Origin of the sequence: Kocuria sp. WN036 (genome assembly GCF_002287015.1) — a bacterium.
In the GTDB taxonomy this organism is placed as follows: domain Bacteria; phylum Actinomycetota; class Actinomycetes; order Actinomycetales; family Micrococcaceae; genus Kocuria; species Kocuria rosea.
The window spans coordinates 36,781-57,213 of sequence record NZ_NSKF01000024.1 but is presented as its reverse complement, the minus strand read 5'-3'; the positions used below and the strand labels follow the sequence as shown (position 1 = coordinate 57,213).

The following is a 20,433-nucleotide window of genomic DNA, read 5'->3' as shown; positions in this document are numbered from 1 at the left end:
GCGGCGAGGTCCACGATGGTCTGCAGCACCTCGCGGGAGTAGACCGCGCCGGTGGGGTTGTTCGGGTTGATGATCACGATGCCCTTGGTGTTGGGGGTGATCTTCGCCGCGAGGTCCTCGAGGTCCGGGTTCCAGTCGTTGTCCTCGTCGCACCGGTAGTGCACGGGGGTGCCGCCGGACAGAGCCACCGAGGCGGTCCACAGCGGGTAGTCGGGGGACGGGATGAGGATCTCGTCGCCCGGGTTGCACAGCGCCTGCAGCGTCATGGTGATGAGCTCGGAGACGCCGTTGCCCAGGTAGACGTCGTCGGTGTCGAGGTTCATGATCCCGCGCGTCTGGTAGTACTGCACCACGGCCGTGCGCGCGGAGTAGATGCCGCGGGAGTCCGAGTAGCCCTGCGCGTGGGGCAGGTTCTTGATCATGTCCACGAGGATCGCGTCGGGTGCCTCGAAGCCGAACGGCGCGGGGTTGCCGATGTTGAGCTTGAGGATCCGGTGCCCCTCCGCCTCCATGTGCTCCGCCTGCTCCAGCACGGGGCCGCGGATGTCGTAGAGGACGTTGGCGAGCTTGTCGGACTGCTGGAATCTCTGCTGGTTGTTCATGGATGCGGTGTCTTTCCGGTACGGGTGGTCGGTGCGTGGGTGGTGGGGGAGGGGCGGGCTCCTCGGTGACGGCGCCGTTCCTTTAGGTTCTGGCCGGTGCGGTGGTGCCGAGCCGGATGCGCACGGCCAGAGTCGCGCAGAGGATCACGGCCACACCGCCGAGGACGGTGGTCATGGTGAGGTGCTCGCCCAGCAGCCACGCGGCCCAGAGGATGCTCAGCACCGGCTGGACGAGCTGGATCTGGCTGACCTGGGCCATGGGTCCGATGCCCAGACCGCGGTACCAGGCGAAGAAGCCCAAAAACATGCTCACGACCCCGAGATAGGCGAACGCGGCCCACTGCACCGACGTCCCTGCCAGGGGTTGTTGGATCATCGCCACGACCGTGAGGGTCACCATCACGGGGGCGGCCAGCACCAGGGCCCAGGAGATGGTCTGCCAGGCGCCGAGCTCCCGGGCCAGCAAACCACCCTCGGCATAACCGACGGCGGCGGCCACGACTGCGGCGAACAGCAACGCGTCCGCCCAGTGCAGCTGCCCCAAGCTCCCGGACTGCACGGCGGCGAAGGCGATCGCCACGACCGCGCCCACCCCAGTCATGACCCAGAACGCCTTCGGAGGGCGCTCACGGGTCCGCCACACCACCACGACCGCGGTGGCCGCCGGCAGTACAGCGATGACCACCGCCCCGTGACTGGCGTCAGTCGTGGTCAACGCGTACGAGGTCAGCAGCGGGAAGCCGGCCACGACCCCGCCGGCGACCAGCGCCAGCCGTAACCACTGGGTCCGGTGCGGAAGGTGCTGCCGGGTCAGCGCCAGAGCGGCGCCGGCCAGGGCGGCGGCGATGACAGCTCGTCCTGCGCCGACGAACAGCGGGGAGAGCCCGTCGACGGCCACCCGGGTGAACGGCACCGTGAAGGAGAAGGCCGTGACTCCCAGCAGCCCCCACCACAGTCCTGCGGCGGAGCGGGACGATATCACAGGATACGCAGAGACAGTAGCGCTACTATTGCTAGTCATGAACAACGATAACAGTTCACGGATTGTCGAGGGGTTGCGGAAATGGATCGGTGCCGCGGCGCCAGGGGCCCGGCTGCCCTCCACCCGAACGTTGGTGGCCCAGTATCAGGCCAGCCCCGTGACCGTGCAGAAAGCCCTGCGGACTCTGGCCACCCAAGGCCTGGTCGAGACCCGGCCCGGGGTGGGGACCTTCGTCCGCGCCGTACGCACGGGACGCCCGGCCGACTACGGGTGGCAGACGGCCGCGCTACGGGCCCCGCACGCACCGGCCCGGTCGGTGGCCACCGCTCTGCGCAGCGCGCCCCACGACGTGATCGGCTTCCACTCCGGCTACCCCGACCGGGAGCTGCTGCCGGAGCGGCTGGTGCGCACCGCACTGAGTCGGGCAGCACGTTCGGAAGCGGCCATCGCCCGTCCCCCGGTGGCCGGGCTGCCAGAACTCCAGTCGTGGTTCGCCCATGAACTGCGCGCGGCCACCCCGGTCGGTGTCACCGCACCCACCCCCAACGACGTGATCGTGCTCCCCGGTACCCAGAGCGGGCTCAGCTCGGTGTTCCGTGCCCTGGCCGGTGCCGGGCAACCGGTGATCATGGAGTCCCCCACCTACTGGGGTGCGATCCTGGCCGCCTCCCAAGCCGGAGTGCATATCGTCCCCGTGCCGACTGGGGTGGATGGCCCGGATCCGGCGGAACTGGACCGGGCCTTCCATGACAGCGGTGCCCGCCTGTTCTACGCCCAGCCGAACTACGCCAACCCCACCGGTGCACAGTGGCCGGCCGAACGGGGCCAGCAGGTGCTCGAGGTGGTGCGCGCCCACGGTGCCTTCCTCGTCGAAGACGACTGGGCCCACGACTTCGGCATCACCACCACCCCCGTGCCCCTGGCTGCCGGCGACGACTCCGGGCACGTCATCTACCTGCGGTCCCTGACCAAGAGCGTCTCCCCAGCCCTGCGGGTGGGCGCAATCATCGCCCGCGGCCCAGCACGGGAACGCATCCTCACCGACCGGGCCGCCGAAGCAATGTACGTCTCCGGGGTCCTCCAAGCCGCCGCCTTGGACGTGGTGACCCACCCCGGGTGGCAAACCCATCTGCGCGGGTTGCGCCACCAGCTGCGCACCCGCAGGGATCTGCTGTTGGCCAACCTCACCGAGCACGCCCCGCGGGCACACGTCGAGCATGTGCCACCGGGCGGATTGAACCTGTGGGCACGCCTGCCCGATGACACCGACCTGGCCCAGCTCACCCACGACTGCGAGCACGCCGGCGTCATCATCGCCGCCGGCACCGAATGGTTCCCCGCCGAACCCACCGGCCCCTACATCCGACTCAACTACTCCGGACCCAATCCCGCATCCTTCCTCGACGGGGCTCGAATCCTCGGGGCAACCCTTGGACGCCACCACGGCTGAGACCGAGCCGCGAGACCAACCCTGCAGAGCGCGAAACTCGCCCGCTAGCTACTCAGTGCTCCAGCGTTGCAGTTGGGGTTCGTGTCCGCGGGGCCAGCGCCACAGCAATACCCGCCTGCCGTACGAGCCGACGGAAGCCGCATCTGGGCGGACAGACCGGACCGGAAAGGCCTCGCGAGCACGACGGGGCGTCCCATCAGCGGAAGTGGGGACATGATGAAAGTCGATCTTTTCCTTACTGGTCGGTACGGTTGGGTCATCGCGCACGGTGCTCAGTCGGGGGGCTGACCCACCCAGCGTGGACTGTGTCGGAGTGCTCAGCCGGGGGGCTGACCCGCTCCAGACCGGTCGAATGACCGCCGTCCTGGCGGCAGAAGACCTGGGGGCCTTGGGCTCCGTCGTCGGGGGGCGACTCTTCTGCCGCCAGAGCGGCGGCCCCACACAGCACCCATGACAAGGCCTCTGGCTCTGTGGCGGCACGAGGACCACCCTCAGGTAGTTGTCCCGGTTGAGGAGGCCCGCATGAACGATCTCTACCGTGCCGGGGAGCACGCTAGTTGGGCGAGTCCCGTGATGGATCCGCTGTCCCGGGCAGCGGCCTTCGCAGCGCTGCGCCCGGCCCTGGAGGCCCTGATCCACCAAGCCGGCGCCGACTCCCGGCTGAGCCCGGAGGCCCGTCGAGTGCTGCGCGCGGTGGCCCGCACCCGTCCCGAGCACACGCTGGCCCTGGCCGAGCTCGCCGCCCGCGCCAGCACTGCCAAGGCCCGGGTTCCTGTCGCGTTGACCGAGCTGGAGACCTGCGGCTATCTCGCCCAGCTGGCACGCATCGCCCCGCACCTAAGCGCAGCACTGCCCCCACAAACCCCCTGCACCCCTGCAGCGACCGCCACGGTCGACCCCGTCGAGGCAGACACCGCCTGAACCTTTTCGCACCTATTCCGGTCTCCGTGTGACGACCTCACGCCGGATCCGGTGGCGCCTGATGCGGGGAGGGTTCGGTGTGGGCTCATCATTCGTTGATGCCCACGACCGTGGTGTCGGCGGGTACATCGTGGGTGACCACAGCACCCGCGCCGATTCTCGCCCTGGGCCCGAGCGTGACGGGGCCGATGACCTTGGCCCCGGACCCGATGAGCACCCCGTCCCCGACGAGGGCGTGGCGCCGCCCCGGGGTGCCGTCGCCGACGAAGCTCGCACCTTGGTAGATGGTCACGTCGTCGCCGATCACGCTGGTTTCCCCGATGACGACCTCGCTGCCGTGGTCGATGAACAGCCGATGCCCGATCACCGCACCCGGGTGAATGGTGATACCGGTGACCTTCGCCGAAGCGGTGGCGATGGCCTGGGCGCCCGGTTTGCCCCACCGGGTGGACCACAGGCGGTGGGCGAGTCGATGGGCGGCCACCGCGTGCAGGCCCGGGTAGCTGAGGAGGGTGGCCGCGGTGCCTTGCCCGGCGGGGTCGGCAGCGGCGATCGCACGGGCATCTGCCAGGACACTGGGACGGGTGGAGGCGGCCATGGCCACACCTTAGAAGACATCCGGTCCAGGTGGCCTACCACCCGCTTTACGTATGGCCCGGTTAGCGGCGTCGAACCCCCGGGAGTCCGCGCATCTGGTGGAACCCCGGCCCGTGGGTTGATAAGGGCATGAATCCCTTGGTAGAGCACCGCGGATGGGTGCGTCCGTGCCATACGACTGGCCTGAGACAGTCGCACGCGGCGGTCAATCCGCGTCGATGCCAGCGATCGTGTCCTCCAACGGTTGCGGTGACACGATTCCCGAGATTCGGCCGGGCCGCCCTGGACGGCGCTCCACGACGCCGTGCACAACAACAGTTGTCCCATGATCCATCCAGTGATGGATCTGAGAGAGCTCCTCCTGGCGCACCTGTGCCTCTACACGGCCGAACCGTGGGCCATTCGGGCTCGGCGTCTGGATCGCGATCTCACCGAACACGTCGCCCGGCGTGTGGCTGATGTGAATGATCGGTCCCGTGATGACGCGCAGAGGCTCGTTCTTCGGGGCCGAGAGTAACCGAACGGACCTCGTAACCAGCTCGCGCGCCTCGGTGTCCGCCGGGATCATTACTTTGCTCGGCGATTCCGCCGCCGCCGCTTCGATCGGCGCCCATGTGAATCCGGTCTCCAACCATGAGACCCCCGGTTCCGCGATCGCGCGACTGATCTGCGCGAACATCTCCTTCGTGCCACCTGCAATCACCACGGGCGTAAGGTCGCGCATGCGTGGCTCGCGCGCGGGCTGGATCACGTGTTTCTCGAACGCGGCGACAGCCTGAGCCAGCGTCCGCGTCACGCGCCGCTCCGGGGATTCAGGCCTTACGGACTCGACGCTCACGCCCGGTAGCGGCTGCTCAACCTCGGGAGTCGGGTCGGGCTCGCTCACTTTCAGCACGACGGGGAAGACGAACGAACCGACCTCGGTATGAGCGAGCCGGGCCTCGCGGACGATCTCGTCGCCCAGCTTGGAGTAGTTGCTCCCGATCGACTGTCGAGGGCGACGCGCGGTCGTGGCCGCGGCACGAAGCATTCCGAAGGCAGAGCCCACGACAGTGGCCCCGGCTTCGAGAGGGATCGTCAGTGCGCCGGGATCGTCGTTGTCCACGCGGAACCGTGTGACATCGAAGCGGACGAACTCGACTGCCCGCTCTACCGACGACGAGTGCTCGTCGTGCGCAGCCGCGATCCGCTCTGTGAGGTCGCTCCACTCGAATGAGCCCTTCCTCACCACAGGCGGCAGGTACATCTCTGCACGATTCCTGAGCGACCAGAGGTTAGAGCCGTTCGCGTTCTCCTTGGCGACGGACCAGCCACGCGTACGGAGCAGCGCAGAAAGGTCGTCTGCGACGTTCTCGCTCATGCGTTAATTCCAGTGCGGTTCTCGTGGAATTCGTAGACCTCGTCGCGCCAGTCATACAGCGATTCGGCCGTCAGCAGGTTCTCGCGCGTGAACTGCATCGTCGTGGTGTGGACGCTGCGGTCGAAACGCTTGCCGAACGCCACCGTTTTGTGGAGCGTGCTCGATGGCCTGCCCTCGATCCATTCACCGACATCCGATGGGACCTTCACAAGGACCACGTACACCGGGTGGAAACTGCTGGCCCATTTCCGGACCCACTCCGGTTCGAGCTGGAGGGTAGCCTTACCTGACCCGACCTTGAATTTACCGGTGCACTTCACCTGCACTTCGGCACTCGCTCTCCCGAACCTCAGGATGACGTCGATTGCGTCTACGTCCTCGTCCGGCGAGTTCTCGGTAAAGCCGACTCCGGCGTGAGCCGCAAGCGACCGCAAGTATGCGACCCCGTAGCGACCTCGTCGGCCGTTGTCCGTGAATCGTGGATTGGCCGCCGTCCCCAGACGCGATGGCAGAGGGTCCGGGCTCGGACCGGCGGTGCTCGATCCGGCGGTTGTCATCGCACTTAGATTAGCCACGCCGCCTGAGTCGTTCAGATTAGCCACGCCGCCCGAGCGGTATCGATTCGTGGGACGTTGAGCGGGGGCGGGCCCGCCCTCCTGGCTGGATGAGTCAGCTGCAGGTTTCATGCGCTCCAGTAGTTGCGGCGCTGCCTGGCATTCAGCGGAACTCTATGGGGATCGGCTGATTGAGCAAGCGCTGGCCCTCCGATCGAAGCTGCCGGATCCATCGACTCTCTGCGTCGTAGGCGTCGCGCCGTCGTCCATGGACCTGTTCCAAGAGACGGATGCCAGGCCATTGTTCTTGGGCTTGCAGTTCCTGGATCCATTGATTCTTGGCTGTGCTCTTGCGATGAGCCTCCTGGCAATGGGCCATCAGGCGCTTGTCTAGGCTCTCGCTGGTTTGGCCCACATACCGGGCTTCGTTGCTGTGGGGATCGAAGAGGGCGTAGACGTTGAACGCTTGGATCTGCCGCGATGCGGGGCTCATGGCCGAAGCGTATTCCCGGTACTCCTTAGCGCCCGCGCCAACGCGCGTGATGCTTGCTGGGTGCCGAGTGTCGCTGACGAGACCGCCAGCCTTTTACCTCGACAATGCGTGCTCTACACCGTGGCGAGGCGGGCAAGGGCGCGGACCCCGGCGGTGAACTGGTCGAATTTCAGGCGCACATGGCCGTTCTGGAGGCCTTGTCCTTTGACGCCGAGCTCGCTGAGTTTGAGCTCCATCAACTCCGCAGGGACGAGGCGGGGCTTGGTGATGTTGACCCAGGGCCAGCGGTCGATGACGCCGGGATGGGTTTCTCTCATCTCTTCGATGTAGCTGGCCGGCTGGAAGAGTGGATCGGAGACCACCTCGACGACGGCGTAGCAGTCGCGGGTGTCCTGGGCGCAGATGAAGACGAGGTCCCCGGGTTTGAATTTGGGTTTGCCCTTTTTGGGGCTCGCGAACCGCGACTCTTCCCGCCACCCCTCCAGTGAAGGATCCCCGTATTCGAGTTTCAGCCACAATTCTCGTCCGGGGTCGCGAGCATCATCGAGCAGCTGCTCGGCCAGCTGGAGCGCGGAGACCGCATCCAACCGGTTCTGCTGCGTGCGCTCCGTGCGAGTGAGGTCCTTCGACCGCTCGAGCAGCTGATCGAGATCGCCTGCGTCTGCGGCGCGTGCCGGCCATGAGGCGATCACGGCCCGTGCTGAGGCAGTCTGCTCCTGGTCCAGCTCTACGCCAAGCTCACGGTTTGAGCTGGACGAGCTTCCCAATCCCGCTCCGGTGAGATTGGCAGAGCCCAGCATGGCGCGGTGGCCGACGATGAAGCATTTGGCGTGCAGCCGTTCGACGTGCCGGATCTCGACGCCGGATTCCAGCATTCGCCGGAGACCTTCGACTGAGAGATAGCCGTTGGCCACTGCGCTCGGGTCCAGTGTTGTCACAAGCGTCCAGCTCACCTGGGAGGATCGCGCGGCCGTAGCGATCTGCTGGCATACGTTGAATGCCAGATACGGGCTCGTGAGGACGACGTCACCGTCCGGATCGGTGATGGCGGCTTCCAGCCACTCCGTCGCAGCGTGAATCACGCGCCCCATTGAACTCATGAGGTGACTGTAACGACCGTCTCCAGGATGGGTCCGCCGGCGCGCGCCCTCTGTTGAGGTGTGGTCTTTCTGTGTGAGGGCCCTAAACGGCCCTATTCACGTACGTTTCGGGAGCCTGTCCCTCGATGCACGAATGAAGTTCCTGGATGTGCGTGGAGGAACAGGCAGTGCTTCAGCCATAATGTTGACATATCAATATTCTGTGAGTTAGCTTGTGCGTGTTCTCGAGGAAGGCTCTGGAGCGGCTGGGTAGCGTGTGTGAGAGCTTCCCGACCGCACTCAGGAGACCCCCCATGGCCCGAGCCCGCAAGAGGAAACAAGTCGAGGGGCAGTTGAGCATTGATGCCTTTCTCTTCCCGGAACCCGAGGAGGTTCGTGATGAATACGTACGGCAAGTTCGCTCAGGAAGCGTGGAGGATGACCGCGCCGGCGGAGTACGCCCTGATCCCGGATCCGGACGCGTGGTTCGAGAGGCTGGGGGAGGAAGCGACCCAGCGGGTGGGCGAGCTGATGATGGAGCTGGCCGGCCCGGACCCGGTGGGGGAGACCTACTTGGAGAAGGTGGGGCGGTTGAACGCGTCGAAGATGCAGGCCGAGGAGATCGTGCGGGCCGAGATGCTGACCCCGGATCCGTCGGTGCGGCAGGAGCCGGAGGAGGAGGACGAGGAGGAGTCCGGGGTGGCTCAGATGCTGCGGGTCGTGGAGCAGCTGAACCGGGAGGACCGGGAGTACTGGGACGAGGTGGCTCGGAAGGACGCCGAACAGGCGTAATCCCGGCTGAGTCTGAGGGTTCGGGGCGTTTCGTCCCCCGCGCCCAGGACGATCTGGCCCCCTCTGGGGCCCAGGCACGCTTCCGGGCCAACCTCGCCGCGCTGCGCGTGCTGCGCACCATCCAGGCCGAAAATCGGACGGCCACCTATGCTGAGCGCACCACGCTGGCCCGGTGGGGGTCCTGGGGCGCGACCGGGGTCGCGGAGATCTTCGACGAGTCCCGCACCGAGTACGAGGCCGACCGAGCGGAGCTGCGCGAGCTGCTGGATGAGACCGAGTACGCGGCCGCGCGCCGGACGGTCATCAACGCCCACTACACCGACCCGGCGATCGCCACCGAGGTCTGGGACGCCTTAGAGCGGCTGGGTTTCCAGGGCGGGCGGGTGCTGGAGCCCGGCTCCGGTGCCGGCACCTTCATCGGCCTGGCCCCGGACTGGGCGCAGATGACCGGGGTGGAGCTGGATCCGGTCACCGCGGCGATCTCCCAGGCCATCTACCCGGAAGCCATCATCCGGACGGAGTCATTCGCGGACACCCGGATGCCCGGAGGGGTCTTCGACGCGGCGGTGGGCAACGTCCCCTTCTCCCGGAACACCCTGCACGATCCGCGGCACAACGCGGCCGGGCACTCGATGCACAACCACTTCATCCTCAAGTCCTTAGCCCTGACCCGGCCCGGTGGGGTGGTCGGGGTGCTCTCCAGCGCGTTCACCCTGGATGCGCAGAACCCCGCAGCGCGCCGGGAGATGGCTCAGACCGCCGACCTGCTCGGCGCGGTGCGACTGCCCACCGGCGCCCACCGGCGTGCCGCCGGCACGGACGCGCTGACCGATGTGCTGATCTTCCGTCGCCGTCTGCCCGGAGAGGAGCCGTTGGATCAGGGGTGGGTGGAGACCGCCCCGGTGGAACTGAATGGGGCGCAGGGGCGCATGAACGCCTACTTCCTCGCCCACCCCGAGCGGGTGCTCGGTGAGCCGATGATCGGCAACGGGATGTACGGCTCCGCCACCTTGACCGTGCGCGCGGAGGACCTGACGGCCACGGGGGACCGACTGCGTGAGCAGCTGGCGGAGATCACCGAGCAGGCCGTGGCGGCTGGGCGTGGAATGGCCGAGCGTAGTGGCGAGCAGGAGCTCGAGGTCGCTGCCTTGATCCCGGCGGGGGAGCAGGAGCAGATCGGGCACATCACCGATCGCGGTGCGGAAGGCTTCACTCAGGTCACGATCGAGAAGGTCCACGCGCCGCTGAAGGTGGCACGTACCCGGCACGGGGAGCTGCGGGCATTGCTGGGCCTGCGGGATGAAGCCCGTGCCGTGCTGACCTTGGAGGCCGCCAACGTCGATGACACCCCTGAGCTGGACGCTTTGAGGGCTCAACTGGCGGCCAGCTACCGGGCCTATGTGGATCGCTACGGGCCGATCAACCGGTTCACCGAACGCCGCACCGGACGCACCAATGAGGCCGGTGAGGAGATCCTGGCCCGCATCACCCCACCGGCGGTGGCTCTGCTGGGGGATGATCCGTTCGGGCCGCTGGTGCTGGCCCTGGAGCACTTCGATGAGGGCACCGGCACTGCGGCTCCGGCTGGTCTGCTGTCGCAGCGGCAGGTGCAGCCGCGTAAGCCCGTGCTCGGGGTGGACACCGCTGATGAGGCCCTGGCCGTCACCCTGGACACGCTGGGCACCGTGGACCTGGCCCATGTCGCCCGCCTGCTGGGCACCGATGAGGCCGGGGCGCGAGAGTCCCTGGGAGGACTGGTCTATGAGGTGCCCGGGGAGGACGGGGTCTATGAGACCCGGGCGGAGTACCTGTCCGGGGATGTGCGCGAGAAGCTGGACACGGCCCGCGCCGCCTCAGCCGCCGATGAGCGGTTCCAGGCCAACGTTGAGGCGCTGGAAGCAGTGCTGCCGGCCCCGCTGGGAGCCGATGAGATCGAGGCCCGGATCGGGGCGGTGTGGGTGTCACCCCAGATCCATGAGCAGTTCCTACGCCACATCATCAAGGACCCCTCCGCCCGGGTGGACCGGATCAGTGGCGCGACCTGGGACGTGAAAGCCAGCCGTCACCTCTTCGCTGCCCGCAACGACTGGGGCACCGACCGGATGGCCGCCGGGGACATCTTCAAGAATCTGGCCGAGCAGCGCCGGGTACAGGTCACGGACCCGGACCCTACCGACCCCGAAGGCAATCGCCGGGTCGTCAATGCCACCGAGACCACCGCCGCCCAGGAGAAGGCGGCACTGATGCAGGAGCGGTTCGGCGAGTGGGTGTGGGCGGACCCGGCGCGGGCGGCGGGGTTGGTGGATGAGTACAACCGGCGGTTCAACTCCATCGTGCTGCGCGACTACTCCGTGGAGGGGGAGCGGCTGAGCTTCCCTGGGCTGGTCAAGGACTTCACCCCGCGCGGCCACCAGCGGGCGGCGGTGGCGCGGATGCTCTCGGAGCCCTCGGTGGGGCTCTTCCACGAGGTGGGGGCGGGCAAAACCGCCGAGATGGTGATGGGTGCGATGGAACTGCGCCGGTTGGGGATGGCCCGTAAACCGGTCGTGGTGGTGCCCAACCACATGCTCGAGCAGTTCACCCGGGAGTGGCTGCAGCTTTACCCCCAGGCGCAGATCCTTGCCGCCTCCTCGGCTGATCTGAAGGGCGAGAGGCGGCGGGTGTTCGTTGCCCGCGCAGCAGCTAGTGACTGGGACGGGATCATCATGACGCGCACCGCGTTCGAGCGCATCGAACTGTCCCCTGAGTCGAAAAGCGCCTACAACCTCTCAGAAATCGGACGTCAGCGAGCCGAGCTGGAAGCCGCCAATGAACGGGCGGCCGCCAGCGGGGCGGACACTATGTCGATCAAGCGCATGGAAGCCCGCTTGCAGGCGAAAGAAGAGAAGCTGAAGGAGAAGATGGATCGGGTCACCGATCCGGGGATCACCTTCGAGCAGACCGGCATCGACTACCTCGTGGTAGACGAGCTCCACGACTTCAAGAACCTCTCCACGCCGTCGAACATCCAGGACGCGGCCATTGATCCGGGGTCCGGCAGAGCCACTGACCTTCACATGAAGGTCGAGTACTTGCGGGCCAAGCACGGAGACCGCGTGATGACCGGTGCGACCGCGACACCGATCGCCAACTCGGTCACCGAGATGTATGTGATGCAGCGCTACCTGGGCCCGGAGCGGTTGGAAAGAGCCGGAATCCACGACTTCGACACCTGGGCGGCGACCTTCGGTCAGGTGGTGACCGAGATGGAGCTGTCGGTGGCCGGCGGGGACCACTTCAAGCTGAAGGAGCGCTTCGCGAAGTTCCAGAACGTGCCCGAGCTGCTGAAGATGTTCCACACCTTCGCCGACGTGAAGACCGCCGAGGACCTGCAGCTGCCCACCCCGGATTTGGTGGAGCGCGAGGACGGAAAACGGCTGCCGCGCATGGTCCCGGTGGAAGCCTCGACGGAGCTACAGGACTACATCGAGGACATTGGTCGGCGCGCTGAGGCGATCCAGGCGCGGCTGGTGGACCGGACCGAGGACAACATGCTCAAGGTCAGCTCCGATGGGCGCAAGGCCGCCCTGGACATGCGCCTGGTGGATCCCGAGCTGGGATCGGTCGTGGCGGAGAACAAGGTCAGTGTGACAGCGGACCTCATTGCCCGGGTGCACGAGGAGCACCAGGACGACGTGTTCCTGGATCCGGCCAGCGGCGAGGAGCACCCGACCCGGGGTGCATTGCAGATCGTGTTCTGCGACCAGAGCACCCCATCGACGGAGAAGTGGAACGTCTACGACGAGCTCAAGGATCAGCTGGTCGCCCGGGGCATTCCAGCGGAGAAGATCCGATTCATGCACGAGGCCAAGAACGATGCCGAGAAGGGCCGGCTGTTCTCCGCTGCCCGCTCGGGAGACATCGCCGTGCTGATGGGCTCGACCCAGAGGATGGGGGTTGGCACCAACATCCAGGCGAGGGCGGTGCACCTGGTCGACCTGGACGCTCCGTGGCGTCCGGCGGACATCGCGCAGCGGCACGGGCGCATCATCCGGCAGGGTAACCAGAACCCGGAGGTCGCTATCTCGCAGGTGGTCACGAAGGGTTCGTTCGACACCTTCATGTGGCAGACGCTGGAGCGGAAGTCGAAGTTCATCGACCAAATCATGCGCGGCCGGTTGGACGTGCGTGAGATCGAGGACGTCGGGGACAACACATTGTCCTTCGCGGAGGTCAAGGCCATTTCCAGTGGCAATCCGCTGATCCTGGAGAAGTCGAAAGCCGACCAGGAGCTCGCCCGGTTGGAGCGGCTGAACCGGGCCTGGCACCGCAATCAGTCCTCGTTGGTGTTTCGTAAAGACGCGGCTCTGTCGCGCGCGGAGGCACTAGAGCGCGAGCTGCCGGTGCTGCGTGCGGCCGCCCAGCGCACCACCGATGAGTTGGGCGGGGAAAGGTTCCGCATGACCATCGACGGAGTCACCGTGGAGAAGCGCACCGAGGCCGCAGAAGCGTGGCAACGGTGGGCCGGGGTACACGCCACCGCGCGTCCGCCCCGGGCTGGAAAGATCGACCTGGGGGTCGCCGGCCGGATCGGTGGCCACGACATCCGAGTGGTGCAGCGGTCAGGGAACCTGGCTGATCTGAGTGCTTCACCTGTGGAGTTGCGCATTGATGATGCCCCCGGTGTGGCGGTGGAAGTCACCCGGGCGACATCGTTGAATCCAAGTGTGGGCATGATCCAGCGGCTGGAGAACCAGGTGCTGAAGCTGCCCGAGGCAGTAACCAAACGGGAGACCGACTTGGCGGCCTCGCACCAGGAAGTCGAGGACGCCCGGGCTGCACTGGACGTGCCGTTCAAGCACCAGGAGGCCCTGGACGCTGCCCGGTGGGAGGTGGAGCGCATCGACCGTGCGATGCGCGGAGAAGAGACGCCGCAACCAACTTTGGATCCGGAGTTGGAGGCGTTGAAGAAACGGATGCGCATCAACTTCCCCAATGCTCCCACCGCGGGGCGCAACACTGCCGGGCGTGGTGGAAACGGCCCCGGGCGTCCGCTCGAGGTGGCGCGGCGGCACGACGAGCAACGTCCCCAGCAGGGCGGCTTGGAGCTGTAAATACTCGCTCTGCTTGGTCTGTTCAGATGGACGGTGCCCGCTCCCCATTGGGGGAGCGGGCACCGTCGTTGCGTGGTGACCACCTGCTCGGGAAGCCGTCCACAGCCGGCGGGAACGGAAGTGCGACGGTCGGACGTGAGGTGACCTGCCGGCTGTGGTCGGGTGGTCGGATGGGGTCCCCGCTGTCCATCATGGGTGCGGGCCGAACCGCGGAGCGATGGAGTTCGGGCCGTGCCCATGTGGGCACGGGGCCAGCGACTCAGCCACGGTGGTCCATCTCGCGGTCCGCTCGACCCTGGCGTGCCTCACGCCAGATCACGAGCAGCGAGGCCACCAGGAGTAGGCCAGTCAGCATTCCGATCTTCGAGCCTTGGGCCACCAGGATGATGGAGAGAATCAGGAGCGCCCCGTAGCAGGTAGTGAGAACCCAACGACTGGGCGTCACTGCTCCGACTCGGTGCCGCCACCGTTCTGCGCGGACGAGGCGTGAGTGTCCGGGGAAGTCGATGTGGCCTTTCGCCGGCGTTGTACGCGCTGCACCTTATCGGGTGCCGCCAGCCCGATCTTCTTCAGCTCCTCGGCGGTCCAGCCGCCGTTGTTCACCGCGGCTTGGAACGCCTGGACGTCGTTCTTCTCTGCCTCCTTGAGGGCTTCGCGTGCCTCGTCGAGGGCGCCGCGTGCCGTGATCGCCCGGCGGATGTAGTCCATCCGGTCGTTGAGCAGCCGCTGGGCTGCTTCTTCTGCCTGCTGGGGGTCGGTGAGCTTCGCCATGCCCCTAGGTTAACGGACGCACACCGTCCGTTCTAGAACCACCACGCGCTCCGCCGGCGCTTCGCACCCGTGGTGCCCCAGCGGAGCAAAGCTATGTTTTATGTGCCATAAAACGGGTCCACCGCTGGCCCTGCCGGTTTTGCGGTGGCACACTGGTCGTGTGGGGCCCACCGGGGTGGGGGCGCTGCGCTGGGCCGGTAAGGAGAGGGGAGGTGCTGTGGTGGAGCAGGAGAATCCGCGCCACGTGTGGAAGTCCCGTCGGAAGCGGATCGAGGGCAAGACCCAGTACGTCCGGGTGTCCATGTCCGAGGCCGAGCGTGCTCAATTGATGGTGCTGGAGCAGCAAACCGGGCTCTCACCCTCGGCGCTGATGGTGCAGGCGGTGTTCGGGTCGGCCGATCCGGTGGCGGTGCAGCTGCGGCGGAACCAGCTGGTCGAGTTGCTGGCGATGCGCCGGCTGATGGCCACGATCGCCAACAACGTGAACCAGATCGCCCGGCACGCCAACAGCACCGGCGAGGTCCTTCCCGAAACAGCCGAGACGATGCGCGAGGCCCGCCGGTTCAGTGAGGAAGTGCTGGCCAAGATCGAAGAGTTGATCCCGTGATCCCGAACATCACCAAGGGCGACAAGCCGGTCGGGCTGATGATGTACTTGGTGGGTCCGGGCCGGGCCAACGAGCACACCGACCCGCACCTGGTGGGCGGCTCCCCGCTCATCATGGCCTGGCACGACGACGCGCAGCTCAACGAGGAAGCCGCGATGTCCATTGCCGGCGAGATCGACCTGAACCGGCGTGTCTTCGGGGTGGACGCCGAGACCAAGTACATCTGGCACTGCTCCCTGTCGATCCCGTACCAGGACCGGGAGGTCACCGACCAGGAATGGGCCGACATCGCCGCCCGGTTCATGGACGAGATGGACTTCACCGAGGCCGGGGCCAAAGCCCCGTGCCCGTGGGTGGCGGTGCATCACGGGCGCTCCACCAAGGGCAACGACCACATCCACATCATGGCCTCCACGATCCGGGAGGACGGGACGAAGTGGGCCGATGGCAACGACTACGCCCGCGTGCAGAAGGTCGCCCGGGGCATCGAGAAGGACTTCAACCTCATCCAGCTCGGCAACCACTCCGAACGGTGGCTGCAGCAGGGCGAGATCAACCGGGACAACACCCGGGAGCCCACCCGGTTCGCGCTGGAGCGCACCGTGCGGGCGTGCGCGGTGGCTGCCGAATCGGAGGCGCAGTTCGTGCGGCAGATGCGTCGGGCGAACCTGCTGGTGCACCCGAGGTTCGCGGCCGGCACTGATTCGGTGGTGACCGGGTACTCGGTGGCGGAGCGTCCGCCGAAGGGGATGCGGCCGCTGTGGTTCGGTGGCGGCAAGCTCGCCCAGGACCTCACCCTTCCCTCTCTGCGGACCCGCTGGCCGGACACCCCGCACTCCTCTCAGGAGGCGTCGGAGGAGTGGATGGCGGCCAAGCGGCACCGCCGCATCGTCCACCCCGACGCCCCCGGTGCGGTGCTGGATGAGGAGACCGCCCGGCGGTTGGCCGGGGAGCTGAAGGAGGTGCGCCGGCGGCTGGTCAAGATCGCCCCGGACGATCACCAGTCGTGGGCGCACGCGGCGCGGGAAGCCTCCGGAGTGTTCGCGGCGTGGTCCCATGCGACCGAGGACGGCCAAGGGCCGCTGGGACGCACGGCCCGGGTGCTGGCACGGTCCGCGCACCGGTCCGGGGTGAAGATCACCACCCCATTGGAGGCGCCGCTGCGCACCAGCGGCACCACGGCCTTCTTGTTGGCTGCCACCCGCGCGCCTTCTCCGATGGCGCAGGCGCTCATCATGCAGCAGATGCTGCGAATGACTCGGGCGTTCCAGGACATGCACCAGGCCAACAAAGAGCTGCGCGAGACGCAGCTCATCAACGACGCCTTCCAACAGCACCTCTCGGTCGTGGCAGAGCCCCTGCCGGATGTGAAGCGTGAGGCGACGCAGAGTGCCGCGCACGCCGGTCCCACCCGCCACCGTGGTGCGCTGCGTGAAACCCAAGGCCCGACAGCTGAGCACCCCTACGTTGATCACACCCCCCGCACGGACCACGGAATGGAGCTGTAAGTGATGAGCACACAACCCGACGGCGTGAACGACCTGCTCTCCCGAGACCTCCAGGCGGCGATGGCCGTGGCCGGCCGATGGGGCGAGATGATGGCCCGCCAACGTGCCGAACAGGTCCGCCAACGTGTCACGGAGCAGCAGCACCGGCGGCGTGAGCTGGAGGAGCGCTTCGAGGCCGAACGCGCCGTGATGCGCACCGAGCTCGCCCCGGTAGAGCAGGACCGGTTCTGGGAGAACGCCAAGCCCGAAGACATCGCGGCCCACTACGGGCTGGCCCGGCAGTGGGAGCAGCACGACGAGGTCGCCCGCACCGCGCGAGGACGGATCGAGGCGGAGGTGAAGGGGCGCCACGGGTTGAGCGTGGAGGACTACCTCGAGGAACGTACTCCGGAACGTCAGCGCACTGATTCCGTGGGGCAAGAGACCGCCGCACGCGAGGCAGTGGACGCGCAGCGTGACCACGCCGCCGCTCTGCACGCCGCTGAGGTCCGCCGTGGCGATCTCCAGAACGACACCGATGCCCGCAATGCTGCCGCTGAAGCTGAGGAGCTGTGGGACTCCGGGGACCGTCGCGCCAACCTGGCCAGTCGGCTCATGGCCGCCCTCGGCGGCACCGAAGAAGGCCGTGATGGCGTGCGGGCACGGCTGGCGGCGGACCGGGACCAAGGCGCGCCCCCGATCGAAGCGGTGCGGTCCACCCAACGCGGCCCCAAGGCGCGCAAGATCACCGGGCGCGTGCAGGAACGCGAGAGGGACCTGGGGTTGGGATGAGGCCTGCAGCGGCTCAGAATAAAGGGTGCCACCCATGATGGGGTTACCGTGAGTAGCCCCAAAATGGCGACGGGGTAGGGTGTTTCGAATAGGTATATCAACCAGCTCTTGAGTGCACAAAAATAACGTTGGTTGCGGTCGATATAATTTTTCCTTCGGCACTTTACGAGATAAACTGGAAGTATCTCAAACTTATACTGAACACCTAAGGGCAATGAGTCTACAGACCATAAGAGTATCGGGTACTTTCCATAGAAAGCGACCAGAATGAGTCTTATTTCTGAGGCATCATGCAATTACCCGTCGCTCGCGTGCGCAGGTAACGATAACTAAAATGCGTATGGTGGGATAGAAGCCAAGCTTGATATTTAATATTCAAGACTATGACAGGTCGACAGCCTTCGATAATTACTGTAAGACCTACTCGATGCCTCGAGTCAAGCTATGATCCGTCGCCATCTGCTTGTAGGAGAGGCACGCCGGCCACATTGAGAGCAGGAATGGCGCGGTTCACATGAAGGGCATCCACCAAGCTCGCCTCTTGTGGTGCGTGTAATTGTGTGGCCACATCTTATGCATTCATATGTGCCTTTGGGAGACTTGGCTTGTGCCATGAATGGTGGCTCAGGTTCCAACACAGCGTTTGCGCCACCTTCCGTCATCGCAGCAAGTCCTTTTGCCACCAACTCCGCACGTGTCATTAATAGAAGTACTTCTTGAGCCCCAGAGCGCGTGCTAAGGAGGTAGTCAGATGCGCGACCTGAAGGGTAACTTTTTTTATTGGCCAACTTTTCAAACTCTTGCCGTGCATGGTCACTAGGATGTGCAATTGCGTTGCGTACAACCGTAAGCTCTTTTAATTCATCCGTTTCTGTTTTGCGATATTGAAGTCGACTAAAGGGATGCCCTTCATTGAGGTATGTATCGGCTAGATCCAATGTCTGATCAAATGGCAACCACGAAAGATACTTCACTCGCTGTTTACCACCAGAGGTGAGTACCAGCAAATTAATTTCTTCCTGTGTAGATACAGGGATGATGGAGCCTGTGCCCGCTACAGATGGGTCATTACGCATACACAGGTAAAAAAGCTCCTGAAGAAACGTTTCCAAGGACGAAAAGGCCCTTAAGGTGGCCAGTTCCACCACATTATTCAGGGTTTCAGTGGATACATTCTTTTGTTGGGCATCCAAAATGGTGGACTTCAGGCCGTCAATGTCCTGTTGCAGGACGCTTAATAGATATTGACCGGTCGGCACGTGTTTACTTCGCCTCAATCCTTTTTCTGAATCGAGGCGAGAAAGTCAATGCGAGCTTTACGGCTGGCCCGATCGGCAGTTGCACCACGCAAGATTTTTGCAATGTCCTCATCGAGAGCATCCGACCTAAGTGCCACCTCTACTTGCTCCAGTCGTCCCACCAGTTCTCGTGACGTTATTTTCCCGTACTCACCAGATGCCACGGCGAATACAGAATAGAACCATGCAGTGGACCTGAATCTGCGCAAATTGGAACGAGAACCTCCTTCACCATAAACCCCCTCAAGAACATCAAACGTACTTGTGAATGCTTGTTCTACTTCTTCGCGCTGAGGATAAATTTCGTCATAATCGCGATATAGGGCATTTATGGTCGCTTTGCTACGGGCGGTCACGCCACGTAACAGAAAACCCATCAAGTCAGCGGTTAGCTCAACCTCCTTCATCTGAGCCACTTCTTGACGCGAAAACACTCCCCATTTTTGCCAGCGTTGATTTTGACTGTATGCAAGTGCGTAAGAACTATCTTTGAACTCACCAAAGTAGGTGGCGTTCCTGATCTCTTGGTCGTTCAGTTTTAATCCAGTAGAATTCATTCGCTGAAAAATTGACAATACCGTCACGTCATCAACGTTCGACGGAAGGACATTTACTGAGAGCTCTGTTTGAAGTATTCGCCCTTGCACATCTTCAGGGAGTTGATTGAATGCTAGCCCCGCGTAATCTCGGTTATGCGTGCGCATAACTGTAAATCGGTCCCACTCTTCGACTTCACGCAAACTATCAATGTCAACGTAAGAAAGAATAGTTCTCAGTCGTTGCTGTCCATCTACAACTTGGCGAATAGTCTTTGATGTCGTTACGTCTAGGCGATTATGAAGAAACACCAGAGGAAGGGGGAATCCGCGCAATAAGGAATCGATTAGCAAACTTTTAACTTTTGGATTCCAAACCGCCCTGCGTTGATAGACGGGCTGCAGATCTAGACTTCCTTGCCGCTGCCATTCCAAGAAATCTACGACAGTATAGGTTGTTTTGTTTACGCCAAGGGGTTGGTCCATGCATCGCAGTATACGGGCGGACTGCATCAATGCTGGGCAAGCACACTACCTATGCTTCCCCCAAGGATTCCTCTGGCGTTCGTAGCGCCTGCTGAATCGGTAGCTACTCTGCCGCAGATGCCTGAATCAGTCGAAGAGTCCTGCTGGCGGTGGTTCCAAGGTCAGGGGCACTCCTTTGGGGCTGTGCGCCCTGGGGGTGCAACCGTGAAAGGGCCCTTTCTCCTCGAAAAGCACACGCATCGTGGGATCGGCGTAGTCACGCCACCACACGGCCAATCCCGTGGACGGGTCGGTGCGTAGCTTCTCCCACGCCCGCCACAACCCCGTCAGGCGGCTCACCGCTTCCTCATGTCGCCACCACTGGGCGCACCAGGTGAACGTGGTCGAGCGACCCGCAGGGTCCAGCTGACGTCGGTACACCGGCGCCAGCTGCTCGGTCACGAACTGGGCCACGTTCGCGTAGAACAGCTGTGCAGGAGGCTGTTCCTCGACGTCCTCGTTGCCTTCGGCGGCTTCCTCTTCCCAGTTCATGT

The 20,433-nt window shown here is 64.8% G+C and carries 18 protein-coding genes; 7 read left to right on the top strand and 11 right to left on the bottom strand.

Annotated features, from left to right (window positions below):
* Positions 1-602: aminotransferase class I/II-fold pyridoxal phosphate-dependent enzyme (locus CK505_RS14150; RefSeq protein ID WP_141246838.1), on the bottom strand; the 602-nt coding region annotated here is incomplete at its 3' end.
* Positions 603-684: 82 nt separating this feature from the next.
* Positions 685-1,623, bottom strand: coding sequence for a DMT family transporter (locus CK505_RS14145; protein WP_095651502.1), 939 nt, complete (start codon positions 1,621-1,623; stop codon positions 685-687).
* Here CK505_RS14145 and CK505_RS14140 point away from each other — a divergent pair.
* Both CK505_RS14140 and CK505_RS14135 read left to right on the top strand, forming a co-directional pair.
* Positions 1,622-3,034: a PLP-dependent aminotransferase family protein gene (locus CK505_RS14140; RefSeq protein ID WP_095651501.1), complete on the top strand. Its 1,413-nt coding sequence runs from the start codon at positions 1,622-1,624 to the stop codon at positions 3,032-3,034. The genes CK505_RS14145 and CK505_RS14140 overlap by 2 nt on opposite strands.
* Before the next feature lie 522 nt (positions 3,035-3,556).
* Positions 3,557-3,955, top strand: coding sequence for a helix-turn-helix domain-containing protein (locus CK505_RS14135; RefSeq protein ID WP_095651500.1), 399 nt, complete (start codon positions 3,557-3,559; stop codon positions 3,953-3,955).
* A gap of 88 nt (positions 3,956-4,043) precedes the next feature.
* Here the strand turns inward: CK505_RS14135 and epsC are convergent, their stop codons facing one another.
* The 5 genes from epsC to CK505_RS14110 all read right to left on the bottom strand — a co-directional run bounded on the left by epsC (position 4,044) and on the right by CK505_RS14110 (position 8,059).
* Positions 4,044-4,553 carry a serine O-acetyltransferase EpsC gene (gene epsC, locus CK505_RS14130; protein WP_095651499.1) on the bottom strand — a complete coding sequence of 170 codons (510 nt, stop codon included), beginning with the start codon at positions 4,551-4,553 and terminating at the stop codon, positions 4,044-4,046.
* Between the two features lie 204 nt (positions 4,554-4,757).
* Positions 4,758-5,912, bottom strand: a complete 1,155-nt coding sequence (locus tag CK505_RS14125; RefSeq protein WP_141246837.1) for a hypothetical protein — start codon at positions 5,910-5,912, stop codon at positions 4,758-4,760.
* Positions 5,909-6,469, bottom strand: coding sequence for a DUF4365 domain-containing protein (locus CK505_RS14120; RefSeq protein WP_176475370.1), 561 nt, complete (start codon positions 6,467-6,469; stop codon positions 5,909-5,911). Before CK505_RS14120 ends, CK505_RS14125 begins: the two co-directional genes overlap by 4 nt.
* 160 nt (positions 6,470-6,629) lie before the next feature.
* Entirely contained in the window at positions 6,630-6,959 is a 330-nt protein-coding gene (locus CK505_RS14115; RefSeq protein WP_095651496.1) for a GIY-YIG nuclease family protein, read from the bottom strand.
* Positions 6,960-7,072: 113 nt separating this feature from the next.
* Entirely contained in the window at positions 7,073-8,059 is a 987-nt protein-coding gene (locus CK505_RS14110; RefSeq protein ID WP_095651495.1) for a phospholipase D family protein, read from the bottom strand.
* A 378-nt stretch (positions 8,060-8,437) separates the two neighbouring features.
* Between CK505_RS14110 and CK505_RS18545 the strand changes: the two genes are divergently transcribed.
* Both CK505_RS18545 and CK505_RS14100 read left to right on the top strand, forming a co-directional pair.
* Positions 8,438-8,830 carry a TnpV protein gene (locus tag CK505_RS18545; protein WP_176475369.1) on the top strand — a complete coding sequence of 131 codons (393 nt, stop codon included), beginning with the start codon at positions 8,438-8,440 and terminating at the stop codon, positions 8,828-8,830.
* Between the two features lie 107 nt (positions 8,831-8,937).
* Positions 8,938-13,923, top strand: coding sequence for a helicase-related protein (locus tag CK505_RS14100; protein ID WP_176475368.1), 4,986 nt, complete (start codon positions 8,938-8,940; stop codon positions 13,921-13,923).
* A 441-nt stretch (positions 13,924-14,364) separates the two neighbouring features.
* Here CK505_RS14100 and CK505_RS14090 read toward each other — a convergent pair whose 3' ends face one another.
* Complete coding sequence (locus tag CK505_RS14090) at positions 14,365-14,694, bottom strand: hypothetical protein (protein ID WP_095651492.1); 330 nt, start codon at positions 14,692-14,694, stop codon at positions 14,365-14,367.
* A gap of 217 nt (positions 14,695-14,911) precedes the next feature.
* On the opposite strand from CK505_RS14090, the gene CK505_RS14085 reads away from it, so the two are divergent.
* Genes CK505_RS14085 through CK505_RS14075 form a run of 3 tightly spaced genes read left to right on the top strand, consistent with a single transcriptional unit; the run spans position 14,912 to position 17,580 of the window.
* Positions 14,912-15,301, top strand: coding sequence for a MobC family plasmid mobilization relaxosome protein (locus CK505_RS14085; RefSeq protein ID WP_095651491.1), 390 nt, complete (start codon positions 14,912-14,914; stop codon positions 15,299-15,301).
* Positions 15,298-16,809 carry a relaxase/mobilization nuclease domain-containing protein gene (locus tag CK505_RS14080; protein ID WP_095651490.1) on the top strand — a complete coding sequence of 504 codons (1,512 nt, stop codon included), beginning with the start codon at positions 15,298-15,300 and terminating at the stop codon, positions 16,807-16,809. Before CK505_RS14085 ends, CK505_RS14080 begins: the two co-directional genes overlap by 4 nt.
* Positions 16,810-16,812: 3 nt before the next feature.
* Positions 16,813-17,580 (top strand): hypothetical protein, encoded by a 768-nt coding sequence (locus CK505_RS14075; protein ID WP_095651507.1) that lies wholly within the window; start codon positions 16,813-16,815, stop codon positions 17,578-17,580.
* A gap of 437 nt (positions 17,581-18,017) precedes the next feature.
* Here CK505_RS14075 and CK505_RS18245 read toward each other — a convergent pair whose 3' ends face one another.
* The 3 genes from CK505_RS18245 to CK505_RS14065 form a co-directional block, all read right to left on the bottom strand.
* Positions 18,018-18,839 carry a hypothetical protein gene (locus CK505_RS18245; RefSeq protein WP_141246835.1) on the bottom strand — a complete coding sequence of 274 codons (822 nt, stop codon included), beginning with the start codon at positions 18,837-18,839 and terminating at the stop codon, positions 18,018-18,020.
* Positions 18,840-18,853: 14 nt separating this feature from the next.
* Complete coding sequence (locus tag CK505_RS14070; RefSeq protein WP_176475367.1) at positions 18,854-19,900, bottom strand: DUF262 domain-containing protein; 1,047 nt, start codon at positions 19,898-19,900, stop codon at positions 18,854-18,856.
* A 126-nt stretch (positions 19,901-20,026) separates the two neighbouring features.
* The gene (locus CK505_RS14065) at positions 20,027-20,431 is read right to left on the bottom strand and encodes a DUF4913 domain-containing protein (protein WP_095651488.1); all 405 of its coding nucleotides are present in this window, start codon (positions 20,429-20,431) and stop codon (positions 20,027-20,029) included.
* Positions 20,432-20,433 lie beyond the last annotated feature (2 nt).

Coding starts and splice junctions, on each gene's coding strand:
- CK505_RS14140 (WP_095651501.1), top strand. CDS start 1,622: ATGAACAACGATAACAGTTCACGGATTGTCGAGGGGTTGCGGAAATGG.
- CK505_RS14065 (WP_095651488.1), bottom strand. CDS start 20,431: ATGAACTGGGAAGAGGAAGCCGCCGAAGGCAACGAGGACGTCGAGGAA.
- CK505_RS14145 (WP_095651502.1), bottom strand. CDS start 1,623: ATGACTAGCAATAGTAGCGCTACTGTCTCTGCGTATCCTGTGATATCG.
- epsC (WP_095651499.1), bottom strand. CDS start 4,553: ATGGCCGCCTCCACCCGTCCCAGTGTCCTGGCAGATGCCCGTGCGATC.
- CK505_RS14120 (WP_176475370.1), bottom strand. CDS start 6,469: ATGACAACCGCCGGATCGAGCACCGCCGGTCCGAGCCCGGACCCTCTG.
- CK505_RS14125 (WP_141246837.1), bottom strand. CDS start 5,912: ATGAGCGAGAACGTCGCAGACGACCTTTCTGCGCTGCTCCGTACGCGT.
- CK505_RS14135 (WP_095651500.1), top strand. CDS start 3,557: ATGAACGATCTCTACCGTGCCGGGGAGCACGCTAGTTGGGCGAGTCCC.
- CK505_RS14090 (WP_095651492.1), bottom strand. CDS start 14,694: ATGGCGAAGCTCACCGACCCCCAGCAGGCAGAAGAAGCAGCCCAGCGG.
- CK505_RS14115 (WP_095651496.1), bottom strand. CDS start 6,959: ATGAGCCCCGCATCGCGGCAGATCCAAGCGTTCAACGTCTACGCCCTC.
- CK505_RS14110 (WP_095651495.1), bottom strand. CDS start 8,059: ATGAGTTCAATGGGGCGCGTGATTCACGCTGCGACGGAGTGGCTGGAA.
- CK505_RS14070 (WP_176475367.1), bottom strand. CDS start 19,900: ATGGACCAACCCCTTGGCGTAAACAAAACAACCTATACTGTCGTAGAT.
- CK505_RS18545 (WP_176475369.1), top strand. CDS start 8,438: ATGAATACGTACGGCAAGTTCGCTCAGGAAGCGTGGAGGATGACCGCG.
- CK505_RS14075 (WP_095651507.1), top strand. CDS start 16,813: ATGAGCACACAACCCGACGGCGTGAACGACCTGCTCTCCCGAGACCTC.